This is a genomic window from Rhizobium sp. RU33A, from assembly GCF_900156055.1.
Taxonomy (GTDB): domain Bacteria; phylum Pseudomonadota; class Alphaproteobacteria; order Rhizobiales; family Rhizobiaceae; genus Allorhizobium.
Genome location: NZ_FTMQ01000003.1, coordinates 95,147 through 108,487, shown reverse-complemented (window position 1 = coordinate 108,487; position 13,341 = coordinate 95,147). Strand labels below are relative to the sequence as shown.

16 protein-coding genes are annotated in these 13,341 nt (G+C 62.0%); 5 read left to right on the top strand and 11 right to left on the bottom strand.

Annotated features, from left to right (window positions below):
- Positions 1 to 9 precede the first annotated feature (9 nt).
- The gene (locus BW978_RS11375; protein ID WP_076395204.1) at positions 10 to 939 is read right to left on the bottom strand and encodes an HD-GYP domain-containing protein; all 930 of its coding nucleotides are present in this window, start codon (positions 937 to 939) and stop codon (positions 10 to 12) included.
- A 319-nt stretch (positions 940 to 1,258) separates the two neighbouring features.
- On the bottom strand, positions 1,259 to 1,471 hold the full coding sequence (locus BW978_RS11370; protein ID WP_076395202.1) for a hypothetical protein: 213 nt from the start codon (positions 1,469 to 1,471) through the stop codon (positions 1,259 to 1,261).
- A gap of 388 nt (positions 1,472 to 1,859) precedes the next feature.
- Between BW978_RS11370 and BW978_RS11365 the strand changes: the two genes are divergently transcribed.
- On the top strand, positions 1,860 to 2,948 hold the full coding sequence (locus tag BW978_RS11365; protein ID WP_076395200.1) for a DUF2336 domain-containing protein: 1,089 nt from the start codon (positions 1,860 to 1,862) through the stop codon (positions 2,946 to 2,948).
- Between the two features lie 158 nt (positions 2,949 to 3,106).
- Here the strand turns inward: BW978_RS11365 and BW978_RS11360 are convergent, their stop codons facing one another.
- The 6 genes from BW978_RS11360 to BW978_RS11335 all read right to left on the bottom strand — a co-directional run bounded on the left by BW978_RS11360 (position 3,107) and on the right by BW978_RS11335 (position 8,798).
- Entirely contained in the window at positions 3,107 to 3,454 is a 348-nt protein-coding gene (locus BW978_RS11360; RefSeq protein ID WP_076395198.1) for a DUF1491 family protein, read from the bottom strand.
- A gap of 85 nt (positions 3,455 to 3,539) precedes the next feature.
- Complete coding sequence (locus BW978_RS11355) at positions 3,540 to 3,866, bottom strand: hypothetical protein (RefSeq protein WP_076395196.1); 327 nt, start codon at positions 3,864 to 3,866, stop codon at positions 3,540 to 3,542.
- Positions 3,867 to 3,876: 10 nt separating this feature from the next.
- The gene (locus BW978_RS11350) at positions 3,877 to 4,452 is read right to left on the bottom strand and encodes a hypothetical protein (RefSeq protein ID WP_139330479.1); all 576 of its coding nucleotides are present in this window, start codon (positions 4,450 to 4,452) and stop codon (positions 3,877 to 3,879) included.
- 111 nt (positions 4,453 to 4,563) lie between these two features.
- Complete coding sequence (locus BW978_RS11345; protein WP_139330477.1) at positions 4,564 to 6,027, bottom strand: methyl-accepting chemotaxis protein; 1,464 nt, start codon at positions 6,025 to 6,027, stop codon at positions 4,564 to 4,566.
- 247 nt (positions 6,028 to 6,274) lie between these two features.
- A complete protein-coding gene (locus BW978_RS11340; protein WP_076395191.1) occupies positions 6,275 to 7,285 on the bottom strand; it encodes a peptidoglycan-binding domain-containing protein in 1,011 nt (336 codons plus the stop codon).
- Positions 7,257 to 8,798, bottom strand: coding sequence for a sensor histidine kinase (locus tag BW978_RS11335; protein WP_244551944.1), 1,542 nt, complete (start codon positions 8,796 to 8,798; stop codon positions 7,257 to 7,259). The genes BW978_RS11340 and BW978_RS11335 overlap by 29 nt, the downstream gene beginning before the upstream one ends.
- Before the next feature lie 458 nt (positions 8,799 to 9,256).
- Between BW978_RS11335 and BW978_RS11330 the strand changes: the two genes are divergently transcribed.
- The 4 genes from BW978_RS11330 (at position 9,257) to BW978_RS11315 (ending at position 11,131) form a co-directional block, all read left to right on the top strand.
- A complete protein-coding gene (locus tag BW978_RS11330) occupies positions 9,257 to 9,721 on the top strand; it encodes a DUF5330 domain-containing protein (RefSeq protein WP_076395187.1) in 465 nt (154 codons plus the stop codon).
- Positions 9,722 to 9,995: 274 nt separating this feature from the next.
- Positions 9,996 to 10,412, top strand: a complete 417-nt coding sequence (locus BW978_RS11325; RefSeq protein ID WP_076395185.1) for a SufE family protein — start codon at positions 9,996 to 9,998, stop codon at positions 10,410 to 10,412.
- A 48-nt stretch (positions 10,413 to 10,460) separates the two neighbouring features.
- Positions 10,461 to 10,895 carry a putative toxin-antitoxin system toxin component, PIN family gene (locus BW978_RS11320; RefSeq protein ID WP_076395183.1) on the top strand — a complete coding sequence of 145 codons (435 nt, stop codon included), beginning with the start codon at positions 10,461 to 10,463 and terminating at the stop codon, positions 10,893 to 10,895.
- A complete protein-coding gene (locus tag BW978_RS11315) occupies positions 10,892 to 11,131 on the top strand; it encodes a hypothetical protein (protein WP_076395181.1) in 240 nt (79 codons plus the stop codon). Before BW978_RS11320 ends, BW978_RS11315 begins: the two co-directional genes overlap by 4 nt.
- Positions 11,132 to 11,137: 6 nt before the next feature.
- Here BW978_RS11315 and BW978_RS11310 read toward each other — a convergent pair whose 3' ends face one another.
- From BW978_RS11310 to BW978_RS11300, 3 genes are all read right to left on the bottom strand, one after another.
- Positions 11,138 to 11,923: a DUF6456 domain-containing protein gene (locus tag BW978_RS11310; protein ID WP_076395179.1), complete on the bottom strand. Its 786-nt coding sequence runs from the start codon at positions 11,921 to 11,923 to the stop codon at positions 11,138 to 11,140.
- A 15-nt stretch (positions 11,924 to 11,938) separates the two neighbouring features.
- The gene (locus tag BW978_RS11305; protein WP_076395177.1) at positions 11,939 to 12,367 is read right to left on the bottom strand and encodes a helix-turn-helix domain-containing protein; all 429 of its coding nucleotides are present in this window, start codon (positions 12,365 to 12,367) and stop codon (positions 11,939 to 11,941) included.
- A gap of 238 nt (positions 12,368 to 12,605) precedes the next feature.
- On the bottom strand, positions 12,606 to 13,034 hold the full coding sequence (locus BW978_RS11300) for a Ros/MucR family transcriptional regulator (protein ID WP_076395175.1): 429 nt from the start codon (positions 13,032 to 13,034) through the stop codon (positions 12,606 to 12,608).
- Positions 13,035 to 13,341 lie beyond the last annotated feature (307 nt).

The following is a 13,341-nucleotide window of genomic DNA, read 5'->3' as shown; positions in this document are numbered from 1 at the left end:
TCAGCCGATCTACTCGTCGCTCAGAACGCTACCCAGCCGGATGACCATCTTGCGATCGAAATGATGCGGACGGGCGAACATCCAGTCCAGCGCCTGCGCTGTCGTCCAGGCCCGTTTGTAGGGACGCACGGATGTCAGGGCCTCAAAGACATCGCAGACCGCACTCAGTTGTACGGGCAGGGTCAAGTCCTTCTGCTTCAGACCGAGCGGGTAGCCCGATCCATCGAGAACCTCGTGATGCAGGCGACAGATGTCGAGCACCACTTGCGGTATCTCTGGATGGGTCTTGAGCAGCTGGTAGCCCGCCTCCGGGTGGCTGCGGATGACGACGCGCTCGCGGTCCGTCAGATTGCCGGGCTTGTTGAGGATTTCGTTCGGGATCAGCAGCTTGCCGATATCGTGCATCATGCCGGCGACACCCAAGATGCGCACCTCTTCATCGTCCATCTGCAGCGAGCGCGCCAGAAGCGTCATCAAGCCGCTGACGGCAAGCGAATGGACGTAGGTGGTCACGTCCTTGCTCTTGAGCCTGGTTACTTCCAGCGCGATTGCGGTGCTGTCTGACCAGAGTTCGCCATTGTCATCGGCAGCGCGTGACAGCTCGGACATGTCGAGGGAGCGGCCGGACACGATATCGCAGAGACTGGAGCGCAGCACTTTTGCCTGTTGTAGGACAGTCCCGCGCACGGCTAGTTTCCGGGCGCGATCGCCTGTGGCGGATTTCGGCGGTGCAGGGAGGGCTGCGGGTTTGCGTCCGTCCAGATCCACACCGAGGCTGAGATTGATTTGCACCTCGGTTGCCGAAGAGGCGAGGATCGCCGTGATGTCCCGATCGGTTTTCAATACGAAGCGGCGTCTGGGGAATTCCTGTGAGGGACAGGCGACGCTTTCGATGAACATTCCCTTGCGAACGCGATCTTTGGCAATCTTCATCAACATGATGATTTCGATCTGTCTCCGCAAGGCGCACCGGACACGAGGGTGCGGACGTTGAGTGATGCGAGAGCACCGCACCTTTGTGTTTTACCTTATGCTGTACAAGCAATTTAAAAGCCGTAAAGCTTGTGCGCCCCGCAATTTTTCTCACACAGATGTGAGATCATGTCTTCGCGGCGCAAGGCGCGTCTCGCAGCCGGACGGATCGCGGCGCACGGTCCCGGGGACTGATCGCCTCGGGGGAGTTCATCGGCGCAAGTTTGACGACGACGGAACCTAGCGATCCGCTTGTGTCGCGCAAAGTCTGGCTTTCCGGGCAGGATCAGAACGGCCGGCGATCGGGTCCGAAAACAGGTCCCTTTGGCGACGGCAGGGCCGGCAAAGTCGGCAATTCCACCCGCGGCCAGATGGCGTTAGGATCGAGCCGCTCATAGCGGATTCCGGTGAAGAAAAGGATCTCCGCCTTGTGCTCACGCGTCACTGTCGAACGGCGCGAGGGGTTCAGCCGGTCCGAAATCCTGATGATATCCGCCATGCTCGTCTCCTTTCGAGAAGAAAGATCGAGAGGGTCGAGAGCATCATCTCGCCCTGCCCTCCTTTTACGAGGGCCGGCACAATCCGGTTCATGCTGCGGAAAGTCTCACACAAACCAGGGTCATCTGCGCCTTTCTCCGACGCGTTCCCCCTGTCGCGGTTCACCCCACGAAACGGGGTACGCATATGCCTAATATCGGAAACATGCGACGAATCGTCTGACGTGACCATCCGCCTGTCCACAAGAAGCCATAGGTTAGTTAACAGCTTGCTAACAAATTCGTTCTAATCTCGCACACATCTGTATTGCGTTGGAGTGGGTAGTCGTGAGCGAACAGTTCAGGGAGCTTGAAAGGCCGGCCGGCGCGCGGAACAAGGATGTCGTTCTGATGGCCACGGTCACGAGTTTCCAGGCGCTCTCCTTCCCCGGCAAGTCGGAACTCCGACAATTTGCCGAGCTGTTCCAGCCGCTGTTTGCCGGGTCCTCTGCCGAAGCGCGTCGGGAAGCGGTCGCAGCGCTCTCGCAGAGCCCTAATCTGCCGCTCTCGATTGCCGCCTTCATCGCCTCTCAGCCGATTTCGATCGCCGCGCCCTTTCTTGCCTCCTCTCCGGCACTCTCCGACGACATGCTGATCATGATCGCGCGCACGCAAGGCGCCGACCATGCCCGCGCCATCGTCAAGCGCGAGCGGCTGTCGCCGACGGTCATCGACGCGCTGGTGTCGCTGCGCCATGCACTTCCGCCGCGACAGGACAAGGTGAAGGCCGATGAGCAGGCGCCGGAAATGCAGCCTCTGCAGGCGGCCAAGGCGCCGGCTTCGAGCTTCGACATGGTGATGACAGATCTTGAGATGCGCGACCTGCCGGGCGCCGCATCAAACGCTGCGGCCGAGCCTGCAGCAGAGAGCCGCGAAGAAGCGCTGCGCCAGACGATCAAACGCATGGCCTATCAGCAGCGACCGCCCCGCAGTGACCGGCTTGGCCGACGCCAGGCGACACAGGTGCAGACCGCGCTGCTCGTCCGCTTTGCCCGCACGAATGACGGCGGCTTCTTTGCAACGACGCTCGCCGACATGCTGACCTCGAGCCGCTGGCTTGCCGAGCGCATCCTGCTCGACATTTCCGGGCGGCAGCTCGCAACGACGCTTGCCGGCGTTGCCATGGAGGATCGCGACGCGATTTTCATCCTCGAGCACATTTACCCGCATCTCGCGCGTCGCGAGAACGGTGCGAGCCGGGCGGAGAACCTCCTGTTGGGCATGGACCCGGACCAGGCCGAAGCCCGGATCGACAGCTGGATCCGTGCCGACCGCTATACCTTTGCCGGCGAGGAGCAGACGATCGACGCGCGTGATGCCGGCGGGCGTGAGACTGCCGCGGTCGTCACCCCGCTTGCTGCGGCCAACCAGGTTGCGGCCAAGCGCCAGCCAGTGGGCGACGAGCATGGGCGGCAGGTTCTCCGGGCGCGCAAGCGGTAGAAGCCCAGTGTAGGCAATAGGCAAAGGCAGTAAGCGGTAGGCGTGCCTGCTTGTGTGTGGTTTTTTCGCAGCCGCCGTCGCCGGTTGTCACCCCACCCCGGCGCTTTGCGCCGACCCTCCCCCTCAAGGGGAGGGTGAGATGCCATCTTGTTGGCCGCTCAATCTTTCGTATCCGCCAGCCTCAGGTATGTCCCGAGATCCTCCACCTCGATCTCGACCAGCCAGAGATCGCTGTCGAACTTGTGCTCCCGGACGATCAGAGCCTCCACGGCCTCGGGCTCGGCACGCATGAGGCGCGGCTCGAAGGTCCGGTCGTCGCGTGTCTCGTCGAGGATCATGGCCTGAGGGGCTGGGCCATACAGCGTCTCCAGACCATCGCGGAAGCGCTGGCGCACGAAGATGGCGCCCGAGGCCTCCGAACCCTTGGCAACGACCGCAGCATAGCCCCCGTCGGAGAAGACGCGGCGGGTGAGTGCGGAGACGAAGATGTCGGAGCGGATGCGCATGGGCTAGGTTTAGGGGATTGCGTGGGCGGCGTCGAGGGTTGGACGGAGCGTTAAAGGCGCTGACGTCGCAGCCGTGGTTCGCCATCTACTCGGCCGCGTCGCGCACACGCGTTTCAAGAAAAGATCGGGCGACAGCATCCGGCATGCCCGATGTGAAGGTGAGAAGCACTTCTGAAGAGATATGGCCTGCGCGCTTCATGACATCCGCGGGCTTGAGATAATCCCAGACCTTCGCATTGCTGAGCTGTAGACCGACGACGTTGAGGCGATCAGAATCCACGCCACCATCGGGGGCGGCACTTGCCAGATAACTTGCTAGACTCGCAAGGAATTCCTCGGCGTAGTCCGGCTCGGCTAGGTTCTCATGCAGCTTCCGGAGAATGGAAGGACGCATGTTCGGGATGTCAACCATAACTACCCTGTCAGTGTCGAGGTGTCTGGAAGTCTAACCAGAAATGTAGGCCATTCTCTGCGAATTTACCAGCGACAGCCTGAAGATGCTCCATACGCTGGCCGGGTCGCAAACCATATCGTCCGGAAGCGTTAGTGAGACAGAAGCTCCGACCGCTGCCCTCTGGATCATTCGGATCGAAGACAAGCTCTCCGCCAATGCGGCCGAGCTTGCGCTGATCGCCGATCAGTGTCGGGTGTCCCAGCTTCTGCAAGTTGAGCGGACGGGCTTGGACTGCCTTTGGAAGGATGCCAATGGTGGCGGCGCTTCCATCGATGACCTCCTGAACGGAAAACCATAGGTCACCGTCTTCATCGACAATCCAAAGCAAATGGAAGATTTCGGGGAAAAGGTTGCTGAGGCTCAGATCTAATAGCTGCGCAAGATAGTCCGCGAGGCCTACAGCAGATCTCTGGTCGAGCTTCTGGCGGCTTCGCGGAGAGACGGACATCTCGTGGGGCTGGATACCGTTTCCACCGGCAGGAAGAGCGGGTCCATAGAGCGCGTCGAGTCTTCTGCGCTCTTCATCACTCCGCGACATCGCCAAGCTCCCACAGTCTAGCGAGCGCAACATCGCACAACCCAGGAATGTAGGCAACTTATCAGAATTGCGCAAAAGGTGACATGCGGCGCGTCACAGAAGGCGTCAAGCGACGCTTTACACCTTCACCGCCAGCCTCAACCCACCCCAATGCCTTCCGCCGACGAAGATCGGGGCGGAGATGTCCTTCATCAAGACGAAATTGCCGCCGCCCATGTCGCGGCGGTAGGTCTGGACGAGGAAGGGGGCCGTCGAGCGGCCAGCGGAGAGGCCGACGCGGTCGTTGAAGATGCGGCGGTTGCGACAGTTGGCGGTGTTCCAGACCGTGTCGCCCGGGCGCTGCGGTGCGGAGAACTTCTTGTTGTGGGTCGGCAGATAGCCGTTTTCGTCGACGGCGGCACAGAAGCCGATACGGTCCGACGAGGCGGCGATCGGCTCGATGATCCCGGGCAGAACCTGGTCGGTGAATTCTGTGAAACCGGTCATCATCTGCACAGGATCAGTTCCCGGGATCGGACGATAATTCCGGTCAAAGAGGTCGCTCGAACGGATCCGGCCGCTGTCGACGGCCTGCTGGAAGGCGTGCGAAATTCGGGCGGCGACATCGACGGCGGTGTCGATCCAGTCGCTGTCGGCAGTGCGGATGCCGGCACTCGCGGTCAGCTGGATCAGCGTTTCCGAGAGAGCCACCACCTTGTCGACACGGCCGGCGGTCTGCTGCAGGTGATGGTCGGACTGGCGGACTTCGGCGGACATGTCGCTGAGGGTCGCGACGAATTCCGAGCACTGGCGATCGACCTGATCGGTCGTCTGGGCCATGGCGGAAGAGCCGTCGAGAATGCGAGTGATGACCTGTTCCATGGCCGAGAAGGAAGCGTTCATCGCCTGGGAGGTCTCGCGCACGTCGCGGGCGCTGGCGGTGGCACCCCGGCCGGCATCGGTCAGGCGGACGATCTTCTGGCGGATCTGGTTCAGGGTTTCCTGGATGGCGCCGGTCGCCTGCGACGTCTGCAGTGCGAGCGCGCGGACTTCTGTTGCGACCACGGCAAAGCCCTTGCCGGCCTCACCCGCACGGGCGGCTTCGATCGCAGCATTCAGTGCAAGCAGATTGGTCTGGCGGGCGATGGTGCCGATCTCTTCCGCGACCTTGTCGACTTCGGATAGCGACAGCGAAAAGCTGCCGATCTCGGTGCCGATTTCTTCCGATGTCTCGACCATGTGGTCGATCTTTCCGACCGCGCCGGTGAGCCGGGTGGCCGAATCCGTCAGCATGCGGCGTGCCTCGCCGGCGGTCTGGTCGGTCTCGCGCAGTGTGACGGCGACATCGCGATTGGTTTCGGCGATCGACAGCGCTGTTCGGGTAACACCGTCGAAGGTCACCGCATGGCGTTTGGAAATGCCGGCGACGTCCTGGATCGCTCCGGCGATATCGACGAGATCGATGCCGAGCGTCGAGGCCTCTTCGGCCAACCGCTGGACGATGCCGCGCAAGGTGGCTGCATCGTTCTCCTGATGCCGCGGGGTCTCCGCCACATCCGGCTGATGGTCGTCATCGTGTCGCGCGTTCATCGCAGCAGTCATGGATCATCCTCCTCCAATTGAAGGAGTCTACATCTGTTAAGCTTAATGAGCCCTTTCGTTAGGGACTACGAAAATTCGCCTAGACGAAAGTCCGGGGGAAGCTCGGTCGCAAGCAATTTTCAGATGGGACCGGAGCATCGAGGCGGGGGAGAGCCTGTATTCGACAAGCTTCACAGCGCCGGCTGCGGCACATCTGGGCTTGTTGCCCTGGATGGACTAGAGCCGCCGCCGCTTCAGTGGCACATGATCAAAGGGCGCCGATGGATTTCAGCTTCTTCAAGACGGCCGCGCTCGGCTCGCCGGTTTCCGGCAGCTGGTAGTGGCGCTCGAAGCGTCGAATGGCGGCACGGGTGTCTTCCCCCGGCACACCGTCGATGCGGATGTTCTTGTAGGCCATGTTGGAGAGGCCTCGCTGGATCTCCATGACGAGGCCCGGATCGAAGTTCGCCTGCTGGACCGGCGGTGGGGCCGTCGGTTCGACGGTTTTCGGTGGAACCGGCTGAGCGGCGGTCACCGGACGCCGCGGCGCGGTCACCACCTGGGCTTCGGAATTGCGGATGGCAGCGGCAACCGGGTCTTCTCCCGGCGCCTCGACATCCATCACCGGGCGCTGCGCCGGAACGGCGGCGGTGATGCCGCGATCGAGCGTGAGCGCTGCCAGGAGTTCCGGGGTCACGAGGCCGTTCGCTTCCATGCCGACGGTCTTCTGGAAGATAGCAATGGCGGTTTCGGTGCGCGGCCCGATGACGCCGTCTGCCTCGCCATCGTAGAGACCGCGGCGCAGGAGTTCACCCTGGACCTGGCGAATGAGGCCGGCTGTCTCCGCGGCATTGGCGGGAAGGCTCGCGGGCACGGGCGAGACGGAGGTCGCGGTTTGAGCCGGCGCCGCGGCCGGACGGGCTTCGGTCGTATCCGAGGGTGTCGTTTCGTTGCCAGGCCTTTCGCGTTCGATGCGAAAGGTCGTGACGTTGTCCGCGTCCTGTTCGCTCAACAGCGGGCTGCGCGGCGTGCCGGCAAGGGCGGTGAAATCGGCAGCATCGCGGGTGCGCAGGAATGGCGAGGGATGCTGACCCGGCTGGTACCAGAGGGCATTGGCGGCAATCGTGCCGAAGACGAGCGTAAAGCAGAAAGCGCCACCCACGGCGCGCGGATGACGTCCGGCAAGCCGCGCAAGGGCGCCAGCGGCCGTCGAGAGTGCCAGGAGGACCTTCGAGCCCGCCTTCTTCTTCTCAGGCGATTTTCGCTTTCGCTTCGTCATGCCCCGGTGCTTTCCCACCCCTTGTCAGTTCACTCCCCGTCTCGGCAAGGCGCGGCGGGAATTCGACCATGTTCGTTTCACCGGCAGCCCTGGCGCCCGAACCGTCTGCCGGCAGCGTCACCAAGACCACGGTGCCCTCGCCTGCACGGCTTTCGATCCTGAAGGTGCCGCCATGGAGCGCCGTCAATCCCTTTACCAGCGAAAGGCCAAGGCCGGAACCCTCGTAGTTGCGATTGAGATCGTTCTGCACTTGTGTAAACGGGCGACCGAGCAGCGCCATCTTGTCCGGGGAGATGCCGATACCGGTGTCGCTGATGCTGATCGTGACGTCGTTGCCCTGTCTTGTGGCATCGATGTTCACGGCGCCACCGGCATCGGTGAACTTGATGGCATTGCCGACAAGGTTGATGACGATCTGGCGCAGCGCGCGGCCGTCCGCCGAGATTTCGCCGAGGCCCTTGGGCAGACGGCTGGTCAGCTTGACGCCCTTGGTCTGGGCCTGCAGCGAAAGCATGCGTTCGCATTCGGTCAGCGACTGCGCGAGATCGACATCCTCTAGCATCAGTTCGTAGCGGCCGGCCTCGATCTTCGACATGTCGAGCATGGTGTTGACGACAGAGAGCAGGTGCGCGCCGGATTGGCGGATCAGCTGGACGTATTCGCGCTGGCGGTCGTTTTCGAGCTTGCCGAAATACTCGCCGATCAGGATATCGGAGAAACCAAGGATCGCGTTGAGCGGCGTGCGCATCTCGTGGCTGACGGCGGCCAGGAAGCGGCTCTTGATCTCGTGGGCGGCGCTTGCTTCTTCTTCCTTGCGGGCGACTTCGTCGCGCATCAGCATCTCGCCCTCAATGTCGAGCATCTGGGCGCGGACACCGGCAAGCGTACCATCGTCGGAGCGAACGGCGGTCATGTCGAGACGGACATTGAGGAACTGGGCCTGATCGAGGCCGATCACCGGGCGGTCGAGCCTGAGATCCGTCACGACGACATCGGCACCGAGGCGGAGCTCGTCGAGCGCCTGGACGAAGGCCAGACGGTCGGAAACATGCACCTGCTCGACAAAAGCGCGCGACAGCGGCTCGCGCAGGAAGGAGAGGAACATCTGACGGTCGCGACCACCGGCCGCGCGCACAATTCCCGTCGCATCGAGCGTCAGGAAAAGGCCGGGGCAGTATTCGTAAGGGTCAGTCGGGATGGTTGCGAGGACCGTCTTGGCTTCGTCCCGCTCGCTTCCGAGGCGAAGGCCCGAGACCAGCGCCAGGGCTGCGAGAAGATAAAGGGCGGTAACGAGGGCAAAACCGATCGGCAGGCCGGTGGCGACGCCAAAGACCAGAGTGAGAATGGCGGGCACCGCGACGATCACGGGCAGAACCGCAAAGGTCAGCCTGCGCAAGGCGACAATCTCGGCCCGGTCGACCGGACGGCCGACAGCATGACGCACGAGAAGACGGGCCAGGAGCCCGTCCATCTTTACCGTCAGTGCAGCCGACATTTTACGCAATACAACCACGCCAGAAATCCGCGACCGGTTCATCTGATTTATGGGTCTGAGGATAGGCCGACGCGCTTAAGGAATAGATAAGGCAGAGCCCCGGAAGGGCCCCAGCTCAGCCGTTCTGACCCGAAACAGGACAGCCGAACGAGGCTTTCCAAATCATGGTTAACGGGGCGTAAGCACTGAAATCATTCAAGTTTTCCGATGGTCGTTAAGATTTGTGTCGACGGCATGAGACCAAAAGCGGTGGATTGCGGGGCCAGCGCCACATTTATGCTTAACGCTGACCGCTAAACTTTTATCGACGCGTCCCGAAATGGGGAGATCACTCAAATTTTAGTCGAATTCGCATCAAAACCGACCGTCTTTGGCAAATCGATTTTCGCGAATCAAACCTAGGGTGGAATTCATGAGTTCGGGGAGAAACCCGGACCGTTCCGGCAAAGACCGGCAACAGGGATTTGGTGAAGACCATGTGGTTTCTGATCAAGGGAACTTTCTATTGCACCGCGACGCTTGTCGCGCTGTCCTTCCTCGCGGCGCCGCCTGCAGAGGAAAAGGACGGTGCCAGCTTCGACATGGGTGCTGCCATCACCGCCGCAAGCGGTGCCTATGAGTATGTCACCTCGCTCTGCGTCGAGAAGCCCGAGGTTTGCGAAAAGGGTGCCCAGACCTTCCAGGCGCTCGGTCAGCGGGCCCGCGAAGGGGCACTCGTCGCCTATCAGTTGCTCGACCAACAGTTCACCGAGGATGGTGCGGCGGTCGTCGCCGACGAGATCCCGGCTCCCCAGAGTGGTGCGGTCGAGATCATCCGGCCGCAGGTCGCGAGCCCGCAACTCGTCAGTGCCGACACCGAAGCGCCTGTCATCACCGGCACGGTGACACCGACGGAACGGCCGAGGCATCTGCCGAAACCCTACCAGCCGCCAAAGCCATGAGGGCTTGGACGCGCTTGACCGACGCTCAAGCGGTCATCTGATGAATTCCGGGGCGGATAGCCGCCCCCCTCCCTGCCTTGCAGCCGGTTCTGCCATAGACCGGATGCCTGTCTGCCTGTCCCTGACTGAATTCGGCATTTGCCGGGCCGCGTGGCGCAAGCTGCGTGGCTTTTCTTTTTTCGGGCTTCGCTCAAGCAACGCTTTCATTGCCGCAGCCAGTTCAAAAGCCTGTCGGTCTCAACTATATGGGTCCGACGTAACAAGCGGGTGCAGCATGGCTAATTTGAACGAGATGATCGACGACTTCGGCTTCCTGGATGATTGGGAGGACCGGATGCGCTACGTCATCGAGCTCGGCAAGGCACTGCCGGATCTGCCCGACAGCGAGAAGTCCGCCGAGAACAAGGTGCAGGGCTGCGCGAGCCAGGTCTGGCTCTCGGTGTCCTCAAGCGACGGCTCCGATCCGGACATGACCTTTCGTGGCGACAGCGATGCCTTCATCGTGCGCGGTCTCGTGGCGATCGTGCTGGCCGCCTATTCCGGCAAGAAGGCGTCCGACGTGGTCAGCTTCGATGCGCTCGATCTCTTCAAGCAGCTTGGCCTTCTCGAACACCTGACGGCGCAGCGCGCCAACGGGTTGCGCTCGATGATCCAGCGGATCCGCGAAGAGGCGGCACGCCGGCTGGTGTGAGCTGCCAGACTCCTTGACTGATATCACATGTGATATCATTGTAGGGGCATGATCGTTGTTGATGTTAACATCATTCTGGCGGCTCTACGTTCTTCGCTCGGCGCATCGCATGTGGTTCTGAGGGCAATGCTCAACGGGCAATTGTCATTCGCCATGTCGCCTGCTGTTGCACTTGAATACGAGGACGTACTCAAGCGAACCGGCATCCTGGGGCAATACTCGCCCATAACCAGCGGCGACGTGGACACTGTGTTGAATGCACTGCTGCAGCAGGCAAGACTGGTGTCTCCCGCATTCAGATATCGACCTGTCCTAGATGACCCCAAGGACGAGCTTTACATCGAATGCGCACTGGCCGCAGGAGCCAGACGAATCGTGACCAATGACAAACACTTCCACCATTCAGCGCTTCGGAGCTTTGGCATTGCGGCATGCCCGGCAGCCGAGATCGCGGCGGAGCTCAGAAGGAGGCCTTTAACATGAGCAGCTATCCCCTTCGTTTGCCAGACCATGTCCTGGAAGAGGCACGCCGTGCCGCGGCAGAGGACAATGTTTCGCTGAACCAGCTGTTGTCGAGCCTGATCGCCGATGGCATCGGGCATCGCAGGGCAATCCTGACGCTACGGCAGAGGGCTGAGACGGGCGATCGGCAAGCGGCGCTCGCCGTGCTCGACAAGGTGCCGGCGATCGCGCCTGACGTCGACGACATTCTGCCCTGATCCCTGTCAGCTGATCTCCGGTCGAAATCCCTCGTCGCCCCAGTGGCGGGTGCGGGGCCGGAGGGGTGGCGGGGCATAGTGGCGGGCGAGCGACAGCAAGGCGGTGCGCAGCATCAGCTTGGCGGAACGGGCCGGCCACTGGCGCTCGTGCTCGACGGTTTCCAGCCCCTTGCCGAAGCAGCAGACATCGAGCGCCACGCCTGAGAGCTCCGGTCCCATAGCCTGGACGGCACGATTGACGCGGTTGCGGGCCGAGAGCGTCGCATCGGCGAAGTCAGCCGCCGGCAGGGGTGCGCCCGTGTTGCGGGTCGAAAGCCGCGGCTGCCAGCTGGCGGTGATGCGCGGCTGCAGGCCAGCAAAGTCAAAATCGGCTGCCAGACGCTCACCGGCGGCAACAGCCTCCTCTGGCAGAAATGGGCGACCGTCCTTCTCCTTGAGGCGCAGCAGAGGAAAGAGCGGCGATTCCTGCAGGTTGCGGCGCACGGACTGGCGGCCCTGCGGCATATCGAGCGTACCGACCTCGACCGTGCGGTGCTGACCGGCATGGGCCTCCTCGGGCAGGTCGCAGAGATCACGGCGCAGCCAAGCGGCTGTCTCGGCGGTGGGAGCAAGGCCGTCCTGGGTGCGGAGAAGCAAGCCGTCGGCCACCAGGCGGGCGAGGAGTTCGGGCGTACCGTCGTCGGTTGGCGACGAGGCCGCCCGACCGCTGGCGCCGTGCGGAGGCTGTTCCAGGGTGCCGGCCAGGGCACGGCGGAGGAGCTGGCGGATCTGCTTTCGTTCGCTGCGGGTCATGACCTGCCCTCTCCTTCAGATGCGCTTGCCGGCAATCAGGTGGACGGCGCTTGCCATGCGCTCGACAATCGCGACAAAGGTGTCGTATGCGCGGTCGTCGCGGCGGTCTTCGACCATACGGCAGGCATGGCCGACCGTGGTGCGCTCACGGCCGAAGGCCTGGGCCACCTCCCCCATGGGCATCGAATAGGCGACGTGGCAGACATACATCGCCACCTGGCGGACATGGCTCGTGGCCCGACGGCCGGGCTCCTGATCATGTTCGAGGCCTGTGGCGCGCAGCAATTCCTCGGTCAATTGCCGGACGATCATGCAGAGTAGCCGTCGCTCGGGCGTCAGGGGGCGGTCGGGAACATCGTCCGCCTCGGCTGCTGGCTGCCATTCGACAGAGGGTGCAACGGGAAGGGTCTGGGATGGCGGACTGAAGGTTTCGTCGGGGGTCATGCCACACTCCGATAAAGGATTTTATTCCTATCCAAGCTAGCAGAGCTGGAGAGAATGTGAACCCCATGATTCTAGGGGCATCGGCACCATTTCCGCGACCTTAGAAAAGGCGACCACCTGCGTGGTGCGCGTGGCGATCAACCGGTGAAAGCGGATCTTTTTCCTATTTATTGATACAAAAAAGGCCGGTCGCGGGACCGGCCTGATCTTCATCGCGGGTGAGAAAACCAAAGAAGGCTTACTTTGCGCGCTTGCGGCGCTGACCGAGGCCCATTTCCTTTGCGAGGCGCGAACGCGCTTCTGCATAGGCCGGAGCAACCATCGGGTAGTCAGCCGGCAGGCCCCACTTCTCGCGGTATTCGTCCGGGGTCATGTTGTAATGGGTCATCAGGTGTCGCTTCAGCGACTTGAACTTCTGGCCGTCTTCGAGGCAGATCAGATAATCGTCCTCGATCGACTTGCGGATCGGAACTGGCGGCTTCGGCTTTTCGACGACCACGGGGGCCGGAGTCGGCGAAGCGGTGTTGTTCAGGGCCATATGCACATCGGCAATCAGGTTGGTCAGGTCGCTGACCTGGACGACGTGGTTGCTGACATAGGCAGAGACGATGTCAGCGGTCAGTTCGACCAGCAACTGCTGGCTTGGACCCTGCTGGGTTTCAGTCATTCAATTCTCCTGTTCAGATCCCGAAGGGGCCGCCGCCCCTGCAGACAATAGTTTCAACGTCTTCCCGATCCGGCCGGACAGGGAAGGCTAAAGACACCCCCACGAAGATCACCAATTTGCCGGGCCGGCCCCAAACCGTCCGGCGTAATGCCACGCAGATTTCAGCGAAGATCAGTTGTTAGACACTGCCAATAGCTGGCAGTTCACTTCACCTAGATACCGCGAACGCAACAGATCAGCGCTCTCAGGAATGAATTAACACCCCTGCCGCAAATGTCCACATCATATTTCTACTAGATTTGACGGG